Source organism: Salinibaculum sp. SYNS191 (genome assembly GCF_037338445.1).
GTDB classification, from domain to species: Archaea; Halobacteriota; Halobacteria; order Halobacteriales; family Haloarculaceae; genus Salinibaculum; species Salinibaculum marinum.
On the sequence record NZ_CP147838.1, the window covers coordinates 3,356,573 to 3,375,375 of the forward strand.

General features: G+C 67.9%; 22 protein-coding genes. 13 read left to right on the plus strand and 9 right to left on the minus strand.

Annotated elements, in window-relative coordinates; translation table 11 throughout:
* Nucleotides 1–12: 12 nt before the first annotated feature.
* Together WDJ57_RS17350 and thpR are read right to left on the minus strand one after the other, a co-directional pair.
* Nucleotides 13–843: a ZIP family metal transporter gene (locus WDJ57_RS17350; protein ID WP_338902180.1), complete on the minus strand. Its 831-nt coding sequence runs from the start codon at nt 841–843 to the stop codon at nt 13–15.
* A 68-nt stretch (nt 844–911) separates the two neighbouring features.
* Nucleotides 912–1,469, minus strand: a complete 558-nt coding sequence (gene thpR / locus WDJ57_RS17355) for an RNA 2',3'-cyclic phosphodiesterase (protein WP_338902181.1) — start codon at nt 1,467–1,469, stop codon at nt 912–914.
* An 82-nt stretch (nt 1,470–1,551) separates the two neighbouring features.
* On the opposite strand from thpR, the gene WDJ57_RS17360 reads away from it, so the two are divergent.
* The 7 genes from WDJ57_RS17360 to WDJ57_RS17390 all read left to right on the plus strand — a co-directional run bounded on the left by WDJ57_RS17360 (nt 1,552) and on the right by WDJ57_RS17390 (nt 7,566).
* A complete protein-coding gene (locus WDJ57_RS17360) occupies nt 1,552–2,280 on the plus strand; it encodes a tetratricopeptide repeat protein (protein ID WP_338902182.1) in 729 nt (242 codons plus the stop codon).
* A 25-nt stretch (nt 2,281–2,305) separates the two neighbouring features.
* The gene (locus WDJ57_RS17365) at nt 2,306–2,596 is read left to right on the plus strand and encodes a DUF424 domain-containing protein (RefSeq protein ID WP_338906311.1); all 291 of its coding nucleotides are present in this window, start codon (nt 2,306–2,308) and stop codon (nt 2,594–2,596) included.
* 79 nt (nt 2,597–2,675) lie between these two features.
* Nucleotides 2,676–3,917, plus strand: a complete 1,242-nt coding sequence (locus WDJ57_RS17370; RefSeq protein ID WP_338902183.1) for an aminotransferase class V-fold PLP-dependent enzyme — start codon at nt 2,676–2,678, stop codon at nt 3,915–3,917.
* 80 nt (nt 3,918–3,997) lie between these two features.
* On the plus strand, nt 3,998–4,273 hold the full coding sequence (locus tag WDJ57_RS17375) for a hypothetical protein (RefSeq protein WP_338902184.1): 276 nt from the start codon (nt 3,998–4,000) through the stop codon (nt 4,271–4,273).
* A gap of 121 nt (nt 4,274–4,394) precedes the next feature.
* The gene (locus WDJ57_RS17380) at nt 4,395–5,495 is read left to right on the plus strand and encodes a bactofilin family protein (protein WP_338902185.1); all 1,101 of its coding nucleotides are present in this window, start codon (nt 4,395–4,397) and stop codon (nt 5,493–5,495) included.
* Between the two features lie 41 nt (nt 5,496–5,536).
* Entirely contained in the window at nt 5,537–6,532 is a 996-nt protein-coding gene (locus WDJ57_RS17385) for an aldo/keto reductase (RefSeq protein WP_338902186.1), read from the plus strand.
* Complete coding sequence (locus WDJ57_RS17390; protein ID WP_338902187.1) at nt 6,529–7,566, plus strand: dipeptide epimerase; 1,038 nt, start codon at nt 6,529–6,531, stop codon at nt 7,564–7,566. Before WDJ57_RS17385 ends, WDJ57_RS17390 begins: the two co-directional genes overlap by 4 nt.
* 43 nt (nt 7,567–7,609) lie before the next feature.
* Here WDJ57_RS17390 and WDJ57_RS17395 read toward each other — a convergent pair whose 3' ends face one another.
* The 3 genes from WDJ57_RS17395 to WDJ57_RS17405 are packed head-to-tail and all read right to left on the minus strand — an operon-like array spanning nt 7,610 to nt 10,149.
* Nucleotides 7,610–9,151: a hypothetical protein gene (locus WDJ57_RS17395; protein ID WP_338902189.1), complete on the minus strand. Its 1,542-nt coding sequence runs from the start codon at nt 9,149–9,151 to the stop codon at nt 7,610–7,612.
* Nucleotides 9,148–9,663 carry a gamma carbonic anhydrase family protein gene (locus WDJ57_RS17400; RefSeq protein ID WP_338902190.1) on the minus strand — a complete coding sequence of 172 codons (516 nt, stop codon included), beginning with the start codon at nt 9,661–9,663 and terminating at the stop codon, nt 9,148–9,150. Before WDJ57_RS17400 ends, WDJ57_RS17395 begins: the two co-directional genes overlap by 4 nt.
* A gap of 54 nt (nt 9,664–9,717) precedes the next feature.
* A complete protein-coding gene (locus tag WDJ57_RS17405; protein WP_338902191.1) occupies nt 9,718–10,149 on the minus strand; it encodes a universal stress protein in 432 nt (143 codons plus the stop codon).
* Nucleotides 10,150–10,328: 179 nt separating this feature from the next.
* On the opposite strand from WDJ57_RS17405, the gene WDJ57_RS17410 reads away from it, so the two are divergent.
* Nucleotides 10,329–10,514: a hypothetical protein gene (locus WDJ57_RS17410; protein WP_338902192.1), complete on the plus strand. Its 186-nt coding sequence runs from the start codon at nt 10,329–10,331 to the stop codon at nt 10,512–10,514.
* A gap of 51 nt (nt 10,515–10,565) precedes the next feature.
* Here the strand turns inward: WDJ57_RS17410 and WDJ57_RS17415 are convergent, their stop codons facing one another.
* From WDJ57_RS17415 to WDJ57_RS17425, 3 genes are all read right to left on the minus strand, one after another.
* Nucleotides 10,566–11,006: a universal stress protein gene (locus WDJ57_RS17415; protein ID WP_338902193.1), complete on the minus strand. Its 441-nt coding sequence runs from the start codon at nt 11,004–11,006 to the stop codon at nt 10,566–10,568.
* A 37-nt stretch (nt 11,007–11,043) separates the two neighbouring features.
* Nucleotides 11,044–12,147 carry a sulfite exporter TauE/SafE family protein gene (locus tag WDJ57_RS17420; RefSeq protein WP_338902194.1) on the minus strand — a complete coding sequence of 368 codons (1,104 nt, stop codon included), beginning with the start codon at nt 12,145–12,147 and terminating at the stop codon, nt 11,044–11,046.
* A 191-nt stretch (nt 12,148–12,338) separates the two neighbouring features.
* A complete protein-coding gene (locus WDJ57_RS17425; RefSeq protein ID WP_338902195.1) occupies nt 12,339–14,189 on the minus strand; it encodes a threonine--tRNA ligase in 1,851 nt (616 codons plus the stop codon).
* Between the two features lie 90 nt (nt 14,190–14,279).
* Between WDJ57_RS17425 and WDJ57_RS17430 the strand changes: the two genes are divergently transcribed.
* Nucleotides 14,280–14,753 (plus strand): hypothetical protein, encoded by a 474-nt coding sequence (locus tag WDJ57_RS17430; protein WP_338902196.1) that lies wholly within the window; start codon nt 14,280–14,282, stop codon nt 14,751–14,753.
* Nucleotides 14,754–14,790: 37 nt separating this feature from the next.
* The gene (locus tag WDJ57_RS17435; RefSeq protein ID WP_338902197.1) at nt 14,791–16,677 is read left to right on the plus strand and encodes an SLC13 family permease; all 1,887 of its coding nucleotides are present in this window, start codon (nt 14,791–14,793) and stop codon (nt 16,675–16,677) included.
* 18 nt (nt 16,678–16,695) lie between these two features.
* Here the strand turns inward: WDJ57_RS17435 and WDJ57_RS17440 are convergent, their stop codons facing one another.
* Entirely contained in the window at nt 16,696–17,526 is an 831-nt protein-coding gene (locus WDJ57_RS17440; protein ID WP_338902198.1) for a PspA/IM30 family protein, read from the minus strand.
* Nucleotides 17,527–17,579: 53 nt separating this feature from the next.
* On the opposite strand from WDJ57_RS17440, the gene WDJ57_RS17445 reads away from it, so the two are divergent.
* From WDJ57_RS17445 to WDJ57_RS17455, 3 genes are all read left to right on the plus strand, one after another.
* The gene (locus WDJ57_RS17445; RefSeq protein WP_338902199.1) at nt 17,580–18,179 is read left to right on the plus strand and encodes an alpha/beta hydrolase; all 600 of its coding nucleotides are present in this window, start codon (nt 17,580–17,582) and stop codon (nt 18,177–18,179) included.
* 185 nt (nt 18,180–18,364) lie between these two features.
* Nucleotides 18,365–18,535, plus strand: coding sequence for a hypothetical protein (locus tag WDJ57_RS17450; protein WP_338902200.1), 171 nt, complete (start codon nt 18,365–18,367; stop codon nt 18,533–18,535).
* Between the two features lie 11 nt (nt 18,536–18,546).
* Nucleotides 18,547–18,681, plus strand: coding sequence for a hypothetical protein (locus WDJ57_RS17455; protein ID WP_338902201.1), 135 nt, complete (start codon nt 18,547–18,549; stop codon nt 18,679–18,681).
* The last annotated feature ends 122 nt before the right edge of the window (nt 18,682–18,803 follow it).

The window sequence follows — 18,803 nt, forward strand, 5'->3', positions numbered from 1 at the left end:
GGAACTCTCGCCCTAGACGAACGCGAGCGGGATCATCACGAGGAGTCCGGTGACCAGCCCCGCAGCCAGTTCCGGCCGGCCGTTCCGGGGGAGGCCCTGTCCGTCGTCCAGCGCCTCGGGGATGAACTCCGTCAGGACGAGGTACACCATCGCCCCGGCCGCGAATCCGAACCCGAAGGGCAGGAACTGCTTGGCCAGCGTGACGAAGTAGTAGGCGATGACCGCCCCGATGGGCTGGGGGAGACTGGAGAACACCGCCCACCAGACCATCCGCCACTCGCTGACGCCCATCGACCGGAGCGGAATCGAGATGGCGACGCCCTCCGGGACGTTGTGGATGGAGATGGCGATGGTCATGAAGACGGCCAGAATCGGCAGCGTCAGCCCGCCCACCACGAGCGTGTCGGCGGCGGGCACGTTCTGGAGGCCCAGTTCCGCGAAGGAGACGCCCACCGCGACGCCCTCCGGGAAGCTGTGGACGGTCAGGATACCGAGGACGAGCACGAGTTTCTTGAAGTCGGCCTCCTCGTACTGTCTGGGGTCCACCTCCGCCCCCTCCAGCACCTCGTGTCCGACGACGACGAGGAGGACGCCCGCGACGACGCCGGGACCGATGGCGACGGCGGCGTCGACCCACGTCCCGTCGACGACGGCGAGCCCTTCGAGCACGAGTCCGAACAGCGACGCCGACACCATGATGCCCGACGCCAGCCCCCAGAGGACGACATTCCAGCGGGTGCTGATGTCGTCGAAGACGAAGAAGGGGAGGGCACCGACGCCCGTCGCCAGCGCCGTCAGGAGTCCGGCGACGAAGACGAGAGCGAGGTTGTCCAGCGCGACCATGTACGAGGGTAGGTTCGCCGCGCCATATAACTATCACGAAACTGATGTTTTTGGCGACCCTAAAGCAGTCACAGGGGGACGGCGTGCAGCGTCGAGTAGACCGGTCCGTCGTCGGTCAGGGTGCTCTCGGTGAGCCGGATCTCCTCGACGCGCAGCGTCCCGACGGTAGGGTCGCGGTTCCCCACCACGTCCTGGACGAGTTCCTTCCCGCCGGCGTGTTGCATCCGCGCCAGCGTGGCGTGGGGCGTGAAGTCGTGGTCCTCCGCGTCGAAGCCCATCGCAACTGTCCGCTCCTCGATGGCCTCGTGCAGGCGGGTCAACTCCGCGCTGCCCTCGCGGACGCCAAGCCAGACCACGCTGATGTAGTCCAGGCTGGGGAAGACGCCGAGGCCGCCGAACTTGGCGGTGAACGGGTCGACGCCGCTGTCGGCGACGGCGGCTTCGAGTTCTTCGACCAGTTCCGGCACGCGGTCGGGGTCGGTGTCGCCGAGGAACTTCATCGTGACGTGAGCCTGTGCCGGGTCGGTGACGTTCAGTCCGCTGGCGTCCGCGAGGAGCTCCTGGACGGCCGCGACCTCCTCGGCGAGGCCGTCGAGGTCGACGCTGACGAACAGCCGTTTGCTCATACCCTTCGTTCCCGCTCTCGTCGCTTGAATCCAGCGCCCGCGGGACGTAGCCCTTAACCTTCCTGCCCGCGAAACGGTGGACATGACCGACGACCCCAAGGACCACAAGTTCTCGGAGGGCCAGGGGTTCAACGACCCCTACGACGCCTTCGACATCGACCCGCCGGAACTGGAGGTCGACCCCGACCAGGTCGACCCGGTCGACTCCCGCGTGCTGACGGACATGCTCGACGAGCACAACGTCGGCGCGGAGGACGTCGACGCCGACTCGCTGGTCGACGTGGGACTGGAGTACATCCGCATCAACCGCCACGAGCAGGCCACGGAGGCCTTCGAGCGGGCCGCCCGCTACGCCGAGGACGACCTGGTCGAGCAGGAGGCCTGGGTGAACAAGGGCGCGGCCCACGCCGAACTGGAGGAGTACGACGCCGCCATCGGCGCGTACCAAGAAGCGCTTTCCATCGACGAGGACTCGGAACACGCCGCCACGGCCGAGACCAACCTCGCGTACGCGCTGTGGGAGTTCGGCCACACCGAGGAGGCTCTGGAACACGCCGAGCGCGCGGTCGAACTCGACCCCCGCTTCGGCCAGGCCTGGTACAACCGCGGCTTCTTCCTCAACGAGCGCGGCCTCGCGGAGGACGCGCTGAACTGCTTCGACAACGCCCTGCGACTCGGGTTCAAGAACGTCGAACTCCTGGAGGAGAAGGCGGTCGCGCTGGAGGAAATCGGCGAGGACGAACGCGCCGAGGAGGTCGCCGAGGAGGCCGAGGAACTGCGCAAGCAGCAGGAAGAGAAGCTGGTGGAGTGAGATGGCGGCCCAGGACACGACCGAACTGCTGCTCAACGAACGCGACACCCAGAAGGGCCTGCTCGTCTCCGTCTGCGACGCCGACGTCGTGGGCGAGACGTTCGAGAACGGCGACGTCTCGCTGACCGTCGAGGCCGAGTTCTACGACGGTGACGAGGCCGACGAGGAAGCCGTCGTCCAGAGCCTGGCGCGCTGCTCGGTCGCCAACCTCGTCGGGACCCGCGCCGTCGGCCTGGCAATCGACCACGGCTTCGTCGACGAGGAGAACGTCCTCGACTTCGAGGGCACCCGCCACGCTCAACTGCTCTGGATGTAGCACGCCCCGTTTTCGTCTCCGCCAAGCAGAGTTTAGGCAAACCGAAGAACAATTAGCCGTCCAGTCACTTCTAGCAACAATGGCAACTACCGAGTCCGACGTGCTCGACGTCGAGCGGATACGGGAGGACTTCCCCATCCTGCAGCGGGAGTTCGACGGGACGCAACTGGTCTACCTGGACAACGCGGCCACCTCGCAGACGCCCGACCAGGTGGTCGACGCCATCGCCCACTACTACCGCCACACCAACGCCAACGTCCACCGCGGACTCCACCAGTTGAGCCAGGAGGCCTCCATCGCATACGAGGAGGCCCACGACCGCGTCGCCGACTTCATCGGCGCCGAGGGCCGCGAGGAGGTCGTCTTCACGAAGAACACCACCGAGAGCATGAACACCGTCGCCTACGCGTGGGGCCTGGCGGAACTCGGTCCCGGCGACGAAATCGTGATGACGGAGATGGAACACCACGCCGCGCTGGTCACCTGGCAGCAGATAGCCAAGAAGACCGGCGCGGAGGTGAAGTACATCCCCGTCGACGAGGAGGGCTACCTCGACATGGACGCCGCCCGCGACCTCATCACCGACGACACGAAGATGGTCAGCGTCGTCCACGTCTCGAACACGCTGGGGACCATCAACCCGGTCTCGGAACTCGCGGACATCGCCCACGACCACGGCGCCTACATCTTCGTCGACGGTGCCCAGTCAGTCCCGCACATGCCCGTCGACGTCCAGGATATCGACGCCGACTTCTTCGCCTTCTCGGGCCACAAGATGTGCGGCCCGACGGGCATCGGCGTCCTCTACGGCAAGGAGCACATCCTGGAGGAGATGGAGCCCTACCTCTACGGCGGGATGATGATTTCGAAGGTGACCTTCGAGGACTCGACGTGGCACGAACTCCCCTGGAAGTTCGAGGCCGGCACGCCGGTCATCGCCCAGGGCATCGCGCTGGCCGAGGCCATCGACTACCTGGAGGACATCGGTATGGAGAACGTCAGGCGCCACGGCGAGCAACTGGCGGAGTACGCCTACGACCGCCTCCAGGAGTTCGACGGCATCGACGTGTACGGCCCGCCGGGCGACGACCGCAGCGCGCTCGTGTCGTTCAACCTCGATTCGGTCCACGCACACGACACAAGCGAGATACTCAACGAGTTCGCCGTCGCCATCCGCGCCGGGGACCACTGCACACAGCCGCTACACGACAAGCTCGGGGCACCCGCCTCCGCGCGAGCGTCGTTCTACCTCTACAACACGAGAGAGGAAGTCGACAAACTGGTCGAGGCGCTGGAAGCCACGGAGGACCTGTTTGCATGACACGTAGCCGGACGGCCACGAGCGAAGCGACGGAGGACATGTTTGCGTGAAGTACCTGCTCGCCTGATGGAGTCCGACCAGTGACAGACACCCGAACCTACCGCTGCCTGAACTGTCTCGAACACACCGTCGAGCGGGAGTACGACGTGTCCCACATCTCGTTCACCTGCGACAACTGCGGTGAGTTCGGCCGCTTCGTCCACGACGGGGTCTACGCGAAGTACGAGGACTTCGAGGACTCCCCGCCGGACGCCCTCGCCTGGGACCGCCTCTCGCGGATGGAGAAGTTCAGGGTCGCCGAGCGCATCGTCCGGGCCGGCAAGACCCTGGACGACTTCGACGTCGGAAACGGCTGACCGGGCCGCTCGGGCCGTTTGCGCCGGTTTCTCGCGCGGAGCGATAGCATGCGTCCATACTGATTTATCTCGCTGCTGATTGTATTGTTATCTGACGAGATTCGTTCTCGCCGTGATTCCGATGTTCACAACAGTCGGGCGACGCGCCGTCGCTCTCACACTCGTCGTCGTACTGCTCCTCGCTGCCGTCCCGGTCGCGAGTGCACAGGAGGTCCGTGGCGGTGGCGCCATCACCGTCCCTGCCGGCACCGTCCACGAGGGCGACCTCTCGGTTGTCGGGGGAAGTGTTCTGGTCGACGGGACCGTCGACGGCTCCATCGAGGGCCTCGCCGGTTCCATCGTCGTCACCGGGACCGTCACCGGCGACATCGAGGCCGCCGCCGGTTCGGTGACCATCCAGGGCGTCGTCGAAGGCAACGTCGAGGCTGCCGCCGATACGGTGACCATCGCCAACGGCGGCCGCGTCGACGGTGACGTCGCCGCCGGCGCGCAGACGCTCGCTATCGACGGCATCGTCGGCGGGAACGTCGACGCCGGCGTGGCGACGCTGCGTCTCAGCGAGGCGACCGTCATCAGCGGGAACCTCCGCTACGGCTCGGGGACCACCGTTGTCGACGACGGTGCCACGGTTCTCGGGACGACCGAGCGCGTCGACGGCATCTCCGTCGCCGTGCCCGCCCCGTTCGTCGGCGACTTCGATGTCGGCAGCGTCCTCCCGACGGGCGTGTTCGTGACTCTCGGCTTCGTCGTGAACTTCCTGCTGGGCGCGTTGCTCCTTGTGGTCGCGCCCCGCTTCGCCCGCCGCGTCACCGAGACCGGCACGACAGACGCCGTCCGCACTGGCGTCGCCGGCATCGCCACCTTCGTCGGCGTCCCGGTGGCGCTCACCCTGACCGCCGTCACCATCGTCGGCATCCCGCTGGCGCTCGCTGGCTTCGGCGTGTACGCGCTCGTCCTCTGGCTGGCGTTCGTCTACGGCGCGCTGGTCGTCGGCACCTACCTGCTCGGCCTGACCGACCGCACCTCCGCGTGGGGTGCGCTGGCGGTCGGACTGGCCGTCCCCGCCGTCGCCTCCTTCGTGGACCTCGGCGGTATCGTGGGCTTCCTCTACCTCCTCTTTGGGCTGGGCGCGTTCACCCTGTCCGTGCTGGCGGTGCGCCGCGGCGGCGAGGGCGAGGTGGCGACCGAGGAGGTCCCGCCCCGGGACCCAGACCTCGCCTGAACAGCGAAGTTTCATTTTTCGCCGCGCCGTTTTCCGAACTGATGGCTCTGGACACTGTGTCGCTGGGACGGACCGGACTGGAAGTCAGCGAACTCGCCTTCGGGACCTGGCGGTTCGGTCGCGAGACCGCCGCCGGCAACCTCGAAATCGACCGCGCGACCGCCCACGACCTGCTCGACGCCTACGAAGCGGCGGGCGGGCGCTTTATCGACACCGCCGATGTCTACGGCGGCGGGAAAAGCGAGTCCTGGATCGGCGACTGGCTCGACGAACGCGACCGGGAGGACTTCGTCGTCGCCTCGAAAATCTACTGGCCCACGCGCGAGGACGACCCCAACGGTGACGGCCTCAACCGCAAGCACCTCCGCCGGCAACTCGATGCGATGCTGGACCGCCTCGGTACCGACTACCTCGACCTGCTGTACATCCACCGCTGGGACGACGCCACGCCCGCCCGCGAGGTCATGCGCACGCTGGATGGCTTCGTCCAGGACGGCCGGGTCCACTACCTCGGCGCGTCGACGCTCGCGCCCAACGCCTGGAAGCTCGCCCGCGCCAACGACATCGCCGACCGCTACGGCTGGGAACCCTTCACCGTCACACAGCCCCGCTACAACCTCGTCAACCGCGAAATCGAGGGCGAGTACCTGGACTTCTGCCGCGAGAACGGCATCGGCGTGGTGCCCTGGAGCCCGCTCGCACAGGGCTTTCTCACCGGCAAGTACGAGCGCGACGCCGACCTGCCCGATGAGGCGACGGCCTCCGACAGCGAGGGCTGGGAGGAGCGCTATCTCACGCCGGAGAACTTCGACGCGCTGGACGTCGTCGAGACCGTCGCCGCCGAGGTCAACGCCTCGCCCGCGCAGGTCGCGCTGGCCTACCAGCTCCACCACCCCGATATCACCGCGCCCATCGTCGGCGCGCGGACCGTCGACCAGCTGGAGGAGAACCTCGGCGCGGCCACCGTCGAGTTGACCGACGACCAGTTCGAGCGCCTGGAGGCGTCGAAGGCCGGCCCCTTCGACGACCTGCTGTGACGCTCTCGACGGACTTCGAGCGGGTGTCGCTCCCGCTCGCGGACCCCTTCGGCATCTCGCGGGGCACCACGGAGGCGGCCGAGAACGTCCTCGTCCGCGTCCAGGACGGCGACGGGAACGTCGGCGTCGGGGCCGCCGCGCCCAGCGAGTACTACGGCGAGACGCCCGACAGCGTGGCGACGGCATTGCCGGACCTGCTCGTTGCCGTCGAGGAGGTCGACGATCCCCACGCCCAGCAGCGCATCGCTCGCGCACTGCACGAACGGGCACCCGAGGCGGCATCGGCCTGCGGCGCCGTCTCCGTCGCCGTCCACGACCTGGCCGCTCGCCAGCAGGGCGAACCCCTCTATCGCCGCTGGGGACTGGACCCCGCGGCCGCGCCGGCCACCTCCTTCACCATCGGCATCGACACACCCGAGCGGATGGGCGAGAAGGCCGCGAGTGCCCGCGAGGCCGGCTACCCGATTCTGAAGGTCAAACTCGGGACCGAGGACGACCGCGCACGTATCGGTTCCATCCGCGAGGCCGCGCCGGAGGCGCGCATCCGCGTGGACGCGAACACGGCGTGGACGCCGGCGGAGGCAATCGAGCACACCAGCTGGCTGGCCGACCACGGCGTCGAGTTCGTCGAACAGCCGGTGCCGGCGGACGACATCGACGGCCTCCGCCGGGTCAGTGAGGAAGGTTCCCTGCCGGTCGCCGCCGACGAGTCCTGCGTCACCGCCGAAGACGTCCCCCGCGTCGCGGACGCCGTCGACATCGTCGTCGTCAAGGTCGACAAGTGCGGCGGCCTCCGCGCGGCGGCCCGCCAGATTGCGGCCGCCGACGCCCACGGTCTGGAGACGATGTTCGGCTGCATGGTCGCCTCGAACGCCGGCATGGCCGGAGCCTGCCACCTCGCGCCGCTCGTCGACTACGCCGACCTCGACGGCGCTCTCCTGCTCGCCGACGACCCCTACGACGGGGTCCCGATGCCGGAGGGGAGACTCGCCCTCACAGCGGTCGGGGCGGGGACGGGCGCGCGCCCGCGCTGAGAAGACAGTCGAGCAGGCGGTCGAGCGGCCGCCGTACCGTTCTCTACAGCCACTCGGCAAACGAGGAGAGCGTGCGGCTCTGCCTGATGTACGTGTGTTGCATCCCCTCGATTGCCTCCGCGAGGGATTCCCCGGCGTCGAGTCGGTCGCGGACGCACTCCTTCTTCCAGACGCTCGGCGTCACGCCGGCCTCCCAGCGCGCCTCGATTGGCGAGAGGTAGTGGTCGACGTCCGCGGCCGGCACCTCGGCCTCGCGCAGGCCGCGGCGGGCGTACTCGAAGACCTCACCGAAAACCGTCTCCGCGTCGTCGGTCCGCTCGCCGTCGGCCGTGACCCAGGCGAGGTCGGCGTCCAGTCCGGACTCGACTGCGCTGTAGAAACTCTCCTCGGCTGCTGCCCACGGCAACTCGGTCAGGGGGTGGCCGGTGGCGACCAGCCCGCGGACGAGCCCCGTCGTGAGCGCCTGCATCCCGACCACGTCGCGGACCGTCGGCTGAGTCGGGATTGGGCGGTACTCGATGCGCAGCGAGCGCTCGTCGTTCCGGGCGTCGATGTGGTCGCCCCCGACGACACAGCGCAGCCACCGCCAGTACGTCGAGCGCTTGTAGTCGAACTCCCAGTGCTGGTCGGCGAACGTGTCCCGCGGGGACTCGTCCAGCCACTCCCGCAGGAAGGGGGCGTACAGGTCGTCCTCGACCACCCGCTCGGCGACTTCGGTGGCGTCGTCGAGGTCACGCGGCACGCGGACCTTCGGGTTCGGGCTGACGTTGACCGACTGCTCGAAGGCGGCGATGCGGAGCTCGTGGTGGGTCTCGTCGACCAGTCGGTGGGGGTCGTCGACATCGGTGTAGAGGTCGGGCGGCAGGAACGGGGCGTTCGTCCCGATTGCCAGCACCGGCCCCAGCGTCCGGATGGCGGCGTTGTAGTACTCGGGGAAGTCCTCGGCGCTGGGAATCTGGAGGTGGGGCTGGATGGAGGTGGCAAGCGACTCGAAAAGGATAGAAGGAAACGCCCGGTCGACGCCGGGCACCGAGAAGTCGATGTCGCCGCCGGCCAGGTCCAGCACTTCGTTGTCGATTGCGAGATAGCGGGGGTCCGGGCGCATGTTCCCGGCGATGCTCACGCCGTCGACCGTCTCGTGGCCCGAGAGATACGGGTCGCTGCCCGCGGCTGGCGGTATCGTCCACATCGCGTCCGGAACGAGTTCCTGGCCGTGCTCGCGGGCGGCCTGCTGTGCCGCCTCGAACCGCGCCGCGATGCTGTCCGCCTGCGCGGCCAGACCGTCGCCGTCCATCACGTTCGGCTCGGTGTTTATCTCGGCGTTGTGCAGGCCCAGTTCCTTGTTGGCGACGCCGTCGAAGACGTCGTCGGACAGCGGCGTGAGGTGGCCGCCATCGCCGTCGTCCTCCCCGCGAGCGACGGCGTACACTTCCAGTTCCAGGCCGACCGCGAAGTCGGCGTTGTCCAGGTCGCCGGCCGCGATTGCCTCCCGGAGGGCGGCGGCCTGGCGCTCGACGCGCTCCTCGAACTCGGGTGTCGCGTCGCCGCCCAGCGAGCGGTTCACGAGGTCTGTCGTCTCGCTCATCGGTCGAAGAGGTCGTCGTGGCCCTCGGTCAGGTGGGCGAACTCGCCGGAGGCGAACTGGTCGAAGACGGCGTCGCGGTCGATGTCCGTCTCGGCCAGCGGCGTCACGCGGGCGGGGGTACCCCGGACGAACGACTCGGGGGGCACCTCGTAGCCCGACGGGATGACCGTCCCCATCGCGACGATGCTGTCCGCGCCGATCGTGGTCTCCGCGACGGTGGCGTTGAAGCCGACCATCGCACCCGCCTCCACGTGGCTGTCGTTCAGTACTGCGCCGTGGCCGACCATGCCCTCCTCGCCGACGGTCGATGCGTGGAGGACGGCGTTGTCGCCGATTGCACTCCCCGCGGCCAGTTCCACCGGTCCCACGTCGCCGCGCAGAACTGCGCCGGGCCAGACGGTGACGTTCGGCCCGACGGTCACGTCACCGACCAGCGTACTCTCGCGGCTGACCGCGGCCGACTCGTCGACGTCGGCTCCCTTCCCTTCGAACGTGTACTCGCGACTGTCCATAGCGGGCGCAGGTGGCGGGTCCTCAAAACTCTTGACACCGCGGGCTCGTCTCGCTCACTCGATGTCGACGACGAGCACGGGCAGGTCGGCGCTCTGGACGACGCGTTCGGTCGTCGACCCGAGGTTCGCGACCCGTTCCGGCCCCGTCTTGCCGTGGGTCCCCATCACGACGAGGTCGATGTCCGCCTCGGCCGCGTACTCGGTGATGGTCTTGTGGGGGATGCCCTCCCGGCTCTCGGTGTGGCACTCGATACCCTCGTCCTCGATGCGCATGCTGGCGTCGTCGAGGGCGCGCTCGGCCTCCTCGTTCAGCGACTGGCGGACCTCGTCCTTGTTCTCGTCGCTGGCCGCCATGTACAGGCGGCGGTCGACGACGTAGAGGACGTGGATGCGGGCGTCCTGGTCGGATGCGACGGTGATGGCGTGCTCCAGCGCGTCCACGGTCCCGGAACTGCCGTCCGTGGGCAGGAGGATTTCGTCGTACATGGACGTGACCACTCCTGCCCGCGACTTAAGCGCTGTGCGTCGTTCTCACCGCGGGAGCCGGGCGACGGGGGCTCGCCGGGCCCCGGTTGCGTCCAGTCCCGGTGACGGCCGTCGGCTGCCATCCTGCGTCACTCCTCACCATGGTATTTATTAGCGAGGCCCATCGACGTACTGACGTGATGAGTTTCGACGACGGCTCACTCGGCGAGCGCGAGGCGGGAACACCGGCCGACGGCCGGCGCGGGCGCGGACCGCTGGCGTGGGGGCGCGCGGTCCTTGGCACCCTCCGGACCCACGTCAGGGAGTGGCCGCGGCGCTACGTCGACCAGCAGAGCGCGCTCTACGAGTCCGGCGACCGCGAGTGAGACACCGACTACAGAAAGCGCTGCACCCCCGACAGCGACGCCGCCGTCGTGTTATTCTTCGTCTTCGATCGGCACCGTCACGACCGGGACCGGACAGGTCCGCACGACGCGCTCGGCGACGCTCCCCAGGAGGTAGTGGTCGATGCCGGTCCGTCCGTGCGTCCCCATCACGACGACGTCGACGCCCGCCTCCTCGGCGTAGTCGACGATTTCGCTCCGCGGCAGTCCCTCGCGCTGGACCCGCTCGATTGCGACGTCGTCGGGCAGTGCCGCGACGGCCTGCTCGATTGCCTCCCCGGCGCGCTCGCGCTCGCCCGACAGCCAGATGCCCGGTGCCAGGCCGCTCGTCGGGCTCTCGAAGCGGTTGCGGGTGTCCGCGACCGAGAGCACGTGGACCGTCCCGTCGAAGGCTTTCGCGAGCGCCCCCGCGTGTTCGGCGGCGGCGACGGTCCCCGGACTCCCGTCGGTCGGCAGCAAGATGCGGTCGTACATACTCGCCCTTGGAGTGGGGTGGGAAAAACGTCGGCGGTCAGAGGCCGCCGGCCGCCATCACGAACAGGGCCACGGAGATGACCGCGAACAGGCCGCCGACGAACTTCTTTATCGTCTCCGTCTCCAGCGCGGCGGAGACGTAGGGGGCGACCTGCCCGCCCGTGACCGTCGCTGGCACCGTCCAGACGACCATGTTCCAGGGCGATTGCGCGATGTCGAGTTCGTGGCCGAAGGGGACGTAGGCCCCGCCGAAGACGTGGACCAGCGACGCCAGCACCGCCGTCACCGCGACGACGATGTGGTTCGTCCCGATGGCGACCCGCACCGGAATCTTCGAGCCGAGCATCGAGATGATGCCGAGTTCGCCGACGCCGAACCCGGCCAGGCCTTGGAAGGTGCCGCCGATGCTGTAGTTGGCGAAGCGCCGGAGATAGCCGCTGCGGTCGTACGTGTAGTCCTCGCCGTCGCGGTCGACCCGCGTGACGGTGCCCTCCTCGTCGGTGTCGACGCCCGCCGGCCCGAGTTTGTTGTCGTCGTCCGGCAGGGACTCCGACTGGCCCCCGTCGGAGACGGCGGCGGCGTCCGCGTCGGTCTCGGCATCGGTCTCCGAGTCGCCGTGGCCGAGGTCAGCCTTGAACAGCAGGTACGAGGCAGCAATCAGCGCCAGGCCGAGCAACAGGTGAAAGAGTGGCTCGGGGATGACAAAGGACAGCAACGCGCCGGCGACGACGAAGGGCACTGCGCCGCCCACGAGCGCGAGGGCGAGGCGGCGGTCGACCAGTCCGTACTGGATGAACGCGAGCGCGGAACTGGACAGGCCGAAGGACTCGCTGATGAGGCCCACCTTCACGATGGTCTCGGGGTCCAGCGGGTGGGCTGCCAGCGGGAACAGGAAGATGAGGAAGGGGACGAACAGCGCCGACCCGCTGATGCCGACCGTGTTGACGATGGTGGCACCGAGCATGAAACAGGGGAACAGCCACCAGTACTCGAGCCAGTAGGCGTTGCCGTTGACGTCGCCCGGGACGGGAGCCCCGAAGAACACCGCCGTCACGAACAGGAGCGGCGCGAGGAACACGAAGACGTGCTGGTAGCGGAGAAAGCCCTGCTGGACCCTGCTCGAAGAGGGCACGCTCGGCACGTCAGGTCACCACCTGATTGCCGTGGTCCGGGCGGCCGCTGCTGTCCGTGTCCCGACTCGTCGTCCCGGTCCGACGCCGTCCGCTCTCACGTGCGCGCGGGCGCATTCACTCCGTGTCTGCCCGTCGACAGTGATAAATGCGTTGTTCACTTCCGCCCGTGTGACCGCTCCCCACGGGAGATGCGTGTCTGTCAGTTCCCAGTGAAGTTCGGATGGTTGCCGACGTACCGGGGGAGGTACCGCGCCTTCTGCGGGAGGTCGGCGATGTCCGCCTCGACCGTCTCGCGCAGTTCGGCCAGCGTCATGTCGCGCTCCTCGCCCTCGGCCCTGACGTTGACGCCCAGGGTGTCGCCCTCGATCTCGTTGCCGCCGACGACGACGTAGTAGGGCACCCAGTCGGTCTCCGCCTCGGCGATGCGCTTGCCGACGGACTCGTCGCGGTCGTCGATGTCGACGCGGAGGTCAGCGGCCTCCAGTTCGTCGGTCAGCTGGTCGCAGTAGTCCAGATGCTCGTCGGGGTTGACGGGGATAAAGCGGACCTGCGTCGGCGAGAGCCAGGTCGGCAACTGTGGCGTGTCCATCGTCGCCGTCCGCTCCAGCAGGGCGGCCATCACGCGCTCGATGCCTCCCGACGGCGAGTAGTGGAGAATCGGCGGATGGTACTGGTCGGTCCCGTCGGTGTACTCGATGTCGAAGCGCTCGGCGCTCTCGACGTCTATCTGGACCGTCGGGTTCTCGATGGGGCGGCCCAGCCCGTCGATGGCCGCGAAGTCTATCTTCGCCGACCAGTAGTGGTGTCGTTCCGGGATGATTTCCAGCAGCGCGGGCTTGCCGAGTTCCTCGACGACTTCCTCGACCCACGTCTCGTTCTCCTCGTAGAACTCGCGGGTCATCCGGATGGCCGGCTCGTAGTTGATGTCGAGGTCCTCGCTGGTCTGCAGGGCGAGTTTGGCCTGCTTCATCAGTTCCTCGCGGGCCTGGTCCATGTCCTCGGTGGCGGTGTGCATGTCCGGCATCGTGAACGCGCGCAGGCGCTTGAGGCCGGTGACCTCGCCCTTCTGCTCGCGGCGGAAGGAGTAGGTGGACATCTCGTAGATGCGCAGCGGGAGGTCATTGACCGAGATGTGCATGTCGCGCATGATGGAGAACTGGCCGAAGCAGGCCGCAAAGCGCAGCATCATCCGGCGGTCGCCCGACTCGAAGCGGTACTGGCGCTCGCCGAACTTGCCGGCGTGTTCGTCGATACAGCGCGCGCCGAGGTCGTACATGATGGGCGTCTCGACGGGCATGCCGCCGTAGTCGACGACGAGGTCGTTGACGTACTCCATCAGGGCGTCGCGGATGAGCTTCCCGCGCGGGTAGAACCGCAGATTGCCGACGTCGGAGAGTTCGTCGTAGCCGACCAGTTCCTTCTCCTTCATTATCTGGAGGTGGGGCGGTTCCTCGCCGGGGCTGGCGACGATGTCCTCGACCTCGTCCTCGATGAACGCGCGCATGTCGTCGCTCGTGTCCGCCTTGGCGGCGACGGCGTCCTCGACGCTGCCGTCGGGGTGCATCACCTGCCAGTCGCTGGGTTCGCGGTCGGTCTCCTCGACGTCTTTCTCCTCGTCGCGGTGGTGGGCGACGTGGCGCGAGAGTTCCGACAGGGGGTGGCCCTTGCAGGCGACCTCGAAGGACTTGTACCAGCCGAAGGGGGCCCGCAGCACCTCGAAGCCCTCGTCTTCGAGCGCGACTTCGAGGTCCTGCATGACCTGTTTCGCGGCGTCCGGGCCGGCCAGGTCCTCGCTGAGGTGGGCGTAGGGGTAGAGCACGACGTTGTTGGTGTTGAGCTGACCGGTGACGTCGCGCAGTTCCGTCAGCGCGTTCTCGACGACCCCGTCCAGATCTTCCTGGTCGTCGGACTCGACGCTGATGAAGGCCGTGACGCACTCCTCCATGCGGCCTTCCATAGGGACCCCCTCCGTCTCCGCGAGGTCGTCGGGACCGGCCTTCTCCCGCGCCTCGAATTCCAGATGGTCCGAGTGAATGAACAGCAGTCGCATACCCAAGTTCACCCGACGGCCAGTAAAAAGCGTGCCGAATGGGAGTGCGGGCTGTGGTATCGTTATCAGGACGCCAGCCGTAGTACCAGTATGTCCATCAGAACCGAGGCCCGCTTTCCGCCGATAACTGGTGAGACGCTGACCGGCCGCACCCTCCAGCTCCCCGACGAGTTCGAGGAGCCGCTGAACCTCGTCTTCGTCGCCTTCCGGCGCACCCAGCAGGCCGACATCGACAGCTGGCTCCCGGTGGCGAGCGACATCGAGGCCTCGTACCCGGACGTCCGCTACTACGAGGTCCCGGTCATCAGCCGCCTCTACGCCGCTGCCAGACCCGTCATCGACGGCGGGATGCGGGCCGGGATTCCCGACACGGACACCCGCGAGCGCACAGTGACGGTCTACACCGACAAGCGAATCGTGCGGCGTGCGCTGGACATCGAGGACGAGAGCGAGATTCACGCCTTCCTGGTCGACCGCGACGGCGTCATCTACTGGCGGGCCGTCGGGCCCCGCGACGACGACGCCGCGGCACACCTCGAAGAGATAGTCGAGTCGCTGAGCTGACCACAACTGCTATTCCACGCCCCGGCGCAGGCATACCATGGCGCTGTCGACTGGGGCACTCGTCGTGTTCGTGCTCATCGGGGTCGCAGTCGCGCTCTTCGTCACCGAACTCCTCCCGCCGGACATGACGGCCATCGCGGTGCTGGTCGCCCTCGCCGTCCTCGAACCGTACACCGAGGTCGCCGCCACCGACGCCATCGCGGGCTTTGCCAGCCCCGCCGTCGTCACCATCATCGCCATGTACATCCTCAGCGACGCGGTCGAGGGCTCGGGCGTCGTCGACTGGCTCGGTGCCCACCTCGCCCGGGCCACCCACGGCGACGATACCCGGCTGCTGGGGGCGACGACCACATCGACCGGCCTGTTCGCCGGCGTCGTCAACAACACGCCGGTCGTCGCCGTCTTCATCCCGATGGTCTCCGACCTGGCCGAGGAAGCCGGCGTCTCCCCCTCGAAGTTCCTCATGCCCCTCTCCTTCGCCGCGATGCTCGGGGGGACGCTCACCCTCGTCGGCTCCTCTATCAACCTGCTCGCCAGCGACGTCTCCGAGCAACTCATCGACCACCCCCTCGGCATGTTCGAGTTCACGCCGCTCGGGGTGCTCGTCTTCGGGGTCGGCGTCGTCTACCTCGTCACGGTCGGCTACTGGCTCACCCCGGCCCGGCTCGCACCGGAGCGGAGCGTGACGGAGGCCTACGACCTCGAACGCAACCTCGCGCAGGTCCGGGTGCGGCCCGACTCCCCGCTCGTCGGGCGGACCGCGGCGGACCTGTTTCTCGACGCCGACCTGGAACTCGACCTCGACGTGTTGCAGATAGACCGCGAGCGGGCGGTCGTCGCCGACGAGGAGGACGTCGAGGGGCTCCAGACGCGGGCCATCCACGACACGTACATCGCCGGGAGCGGCCAGCCCATCGCCTCCGGGGACGTGCTGACGGTCCGTGCGGACCGGCAGGTACTCAACCGCTTCGCCGAGGCCTACGACCTCCGGCAGTTCCCCCGCGAGCGGGTCGACGCCGAGCGACTCGCGGCCGAGGCCCACCCGGGGATGCTCGTCGAGGCGGTCGTCCCACCGGACTCCGACTGGGTCGACTCGACGCCCGAGGCCGAGAAGCTCACCGAGCGCTTCGAGACGAAGGTTATCGCCCGCCGCCGCGGCGACGAGGTGGCGCAATCGGGCCTCTCGAAGAGCCGCTTCCGTGCCGGGGACACGCTCCTCCTCCAGACCACGGAGTCGGCCATCGAGTTCTTCTACGACGAGGACGACCTCATCCCGCTGGACGGGGCCCCCGACCCGACGCCCGACATCGAACCGGAGGCCCCGCCGGAACTGGACGCCCGGGCGCCGCTGTCGGTCGGCATCCTCGTCGTGGCTGTCCTGCTGGCGGCCGCCACGCCGCTGTCGATTCCCGTCACCGCCCTCGGGGGAGTCGTCGCGATGGTCGTGACTGGCTGTCTCAGTCCCGCCGACGCCTACGACGCCGTCAGCTGGCCCGTCGTCTTCCTGCTCGCGGGCATCCTCCCGCTGGGTGTCGCCCTCCAGCGCACCGGCGGCGCGGCCTTCCTCGGCGACGCCATCGGCGGGGCCGCGGTCGGTCTCGCTCCCGTGCTGGTCGTCACACTCCTGTATCTCGTCACGGCGCTTCTGGCCGCCGTGGTCACGCCCGTCGCGACAGTCGTCCTGCTCGGTCCCGTCGCCGTCGACACCGCGCGCACCCTCGGCGTGGACCCCTTCGCGTTCGTGCTCGCGACGCTGTTCGGTGCCAGCGCCGCCTACATCACCCCCATCGGCTACCAGACCAACCTCATGGTCTACGGTCCCGGCGGCTACCGCTTCACCGACTACCTCCGCGTCGGCGGGCCGTTGCTCGCGCTGCTCTCCGTCGTCACGACAGTCGGAATCACCGTCATCTACGGACTCTGAGAAACTCCCGCGGGCCGCTCACTCCGTCTCCCTGTCCTTCAGTTCCTCCAGTTCCTCCTCGACCTCGCTGTCGTCGACGTCCGGCGGCTCGACGTCGGCCGCGTCCGCCTCGACCTCGGTCTCCTCCTCGTCGCTCTCGGCCGCCTGTTCGCCCTTGCCCATCTCGGATTTCAGCGTCTCCAGTTCGGTGTCGACTGCGCTGTCCGTCGCCAGTTCCTCCAGTTCCCGGTCCAGCGAGTCCTTGTCGGAGATCTGGCTCTCCAGCGCGCCGGTCTCCTGGAGTTCGTCCAGCGCGGCCGAGCGGGCTTCCATGTCCTCGGTGCGCTCCTCGGCGCGCTGGATGGAGCGGCTGATGTCCTCCATCTCCTCGCCGGCACCGGTCATGGCCTCGGAGACGCGGGCGCTGGCCTCGGCGGCCTCGTAGCGGGCCTTCATCGACTCCTTCTTCGTGCGGAACTCCTCTATCTGGGCCTGGAGCTGGTCTTTCTTCTCGACGAGCTGGTCCTGCTGTTGCTGGAGGTTGGCGATTTGCGTCTCCAGCTCCTCGATCTGGTTCATCTTCTGCTTTTTTTTCTCCAGGGCCTTCCGCGCGAGGTCGTCGCGGTCCTGCTTGACGGCCTCGCGGGCCTGCTCGTTGTGCTTCTCGACGTTCTGGTCGAGCCGGCGCTTCTGAATCTCGAGGCGCTTCTTCTGGGTCGTCAGGTCTGCGATGCCCTGCTTGACGTCCTGCAGTTCGTCCTGCAGCTTCTCGTAGGAGTAGTCGAGGGTCTGCGACGGGTCCTCCGCCCGGTTGAGGAGTGAGTTGAGCTTCGAGCGGATGACGTACGATGCGCGCGAGAGTATTCCCATATTCCCTATTTGTCTCGGCGAAACTTAAAATTCTCACACGCAAACTCCCCGGTATGACCGACCGACTGCCGATTCCCGGCCCGCGCGACGTGACGGCCTCGCTGGACACCTCCGACGCGTCCCGCGTCGTGGTCGCCTGTCCGCCCCACCCCCAGATGGGCGGCGACCGCCGCGACAGCCGACTCCGCGCGGTCGCCGACGCGCTCGCCGGGGTCGACTGCGCCTGCCTCCGGTTCGATTACGGCCCCTGGGACGAGGGCCGCGCCGAAGTGACCGACGTTCGCAGCGCACTCGCGTGGGCACACGACAACTTCCTGACGGTGGGTCTGTTCGGCTACAGTTTCGGCGGTTCGATGGCGCTGCTCGCCGCCGCGGCCTTCCGGGAGGGCGAGGACGCCCCCGGCGCAGTCTCCGTCCTCTCCCCGGCCTCGACGGTTCACGGGCGGGACGTGATGCCCGCCGTCGACGACGTCGCGTGCCCGCTGGAGGTGCGCTACGGCGAGCGCGACGATACCGTCGACTCGCTGCCGATTGCCGAGCGGGCACGCGACAGGGGGGACACGGTCACGGCCCTCCCGGCGGACCACTTCTTCGCCGGCCAGCAGCAAGCCATCGCCGCGGACGTGGCGTCCTTCTTCGATTCCTCGTTCTGACTGGACGGACTTCCAGCCGGACCCGTCTTCGAACCCGACGAACTGCCGGTTTGCACTGTTCTCGACGCTGAAGTGAGCGCATGCAAACCCCATGGCCATATTTGCGGAAGATAGGGTAGAATATTAGGAGTTTATAGGACATACACCCAGAAGTTTTTAGTAAAGTCGACCATATGGTGTAGTTGATGAGCGTTCACGAATCATCCGTCGAATCGTCATCGTCCGTAGAGACCACCGAGACGCCGACCCTGCGCAGCGCGAGTTACATGGGCTGCCGGTTCTGTGAGGAGGGCTCGCTCGTGTTCGACACCGAAGTCGGCAAGTCCCGCTGTCGCACCTGCGGCAAACTCGACTGAACTGCCTATCTATGAGCATCAGAGAACAGATTCGGGTTCGCCTCGGGGGTGGACCCGCCTACGAGTGCGAGCACTGTGGACTCGACTACGAGAGCGACCGACTGAACTGCCCGGCCTGCGGATTCACTGTCCGCAAAGTCCGCTGACTGCGGTCCCCGCTGGAATCGCTTCGGTGCCCGAGCGACCGACGAGCTACACTCCCCGGCCCGTCGCTTTTGCCGCTGGCCAGAGTCGGACGAGCGCCGCACCTGTGCGGCCACCGCGCTGT

Coding starts and splice junctions, on each gene's coding strand:
- WDJ57_RS17405 (WP_338902191.1), bottom strand. CDS start 10,149: ATGTACGACGAAATCCTCCTGCCCACGGACGGCAGTTCCGGGACCGTG.
- WDJ57_RS17445 (WP_338902199.1), top strand. CDS start 17,580: ATGACCGACCGACTGCCGATTCCCGGCCCGCGCGACGTGACGGCCTCG.
- WDJ57_RS17435 (WP_338902197.1), top strand. CDS start 14,791: ATGGCGCTGTCGACTGGGGCACTCGTCGTGTTCGTGCTCATCGGGGTC.
- WDJ57_RS17400 (WP_338902190.1), bottom strand. CDS start 9,663: ATGGACAGTCGCGAGTACACGTTCGAAGGGAAGGGAGCCGACGTCGAC.
- WDJ57_RS17455 (WP_338902201.1), top strand. CDS start 18,547: ATGAGCATCAGAGAACAGATTCGGGTTCGCCTCGGGGGTGGACCCGCC.
- WDJ57_RS17350 (WP_338902180.1), bottom strand. CDS start 843: ATGGTCGCGCTGGACAACCTCGCTCTCGTCTTCGTCGCCGGACTCCTG.
- WDJ57_RS17415 (WP_338902193.1), bottom strand. CDS start 11,006: ATGTACGACCGCATCTTGCTGCCGACCGACGGGAGTCCGGGGACCGTC.
- WDJ57_RS17395 (WP_338902189.1), bottom strand. CDS start 9,151: ATGAGCGAGACGACAGACCTCGTGAACCGCTCGCTGGGCGGCGACGCG.
- WDJ57_RS17370 (WP_338902183.1), top strand. CDS start 2,676: ATGGCAACTACCGAGTCCGACGTGCTCGACGTCGAGCGGATACGGGAG.
- WDJ57_RS17385 (WP_338902186.1), top strand. CDS start 5,537: ATGGCTCTGGACACTGTGTCGCTGGGACGGACCGGACTGGAAGTCAGC.
- WDJ57_RS17440 (WP_338902198.1), bottom strand. CDS start 17,526: ATGGGAATACTCTCGCGCGCATCGTACGTCATCCGCTCGAAGCTCAAC.
- WDJ57_RS17360 (WP_338902182.1), top strand. CDS start 1,552: ATGACCGACGACCCCAAGGACCACAAGTTCTCGGAGGGCCAGGGGTTC.
- WDJ57_RS17425 (WP_338902195.1), bottom strand. CDS start 14,189: ATGCGACTGCTGTTCATTCACTCGGACCATCTGGAATTCGAGGCGCGG.
- WDJ57_RS17430 (WP_338902196.1), top strand. CDS start 14,280: ATGTCCATCAGAACCGAGGCCCGCTTTCCGCCGATAACTGGTGAGACG.
- thpR (WP_338902181.1), bottom strand. CDS start 1,469: ATGAGCAAACGGCTGTTCGTCAGCGTCGACCTCGACGGCCTCGCCGAG.
- WDJ57_RS17380 (WP_338902185.1), top strand. CDS start 4,395: ATGTTCACAACAGTCGGGCGACGCGCCGTCGCTCTCACACTCGTCGTC.
- WDJ57_RS17410 (WP_338902192.1), top strand. CDS start 10,329: ATGAGTTTCGACGACGGCTCACTCGGCGAGCGCGAGGCGGGAACACCG.
- WDJ57_RS17450 (WP_338902200.1), top strand. CDS start 18,365: ATGAGCGTTCACGAATCATCCGTCGAATCGTCATCGTCCGTAGAGACC.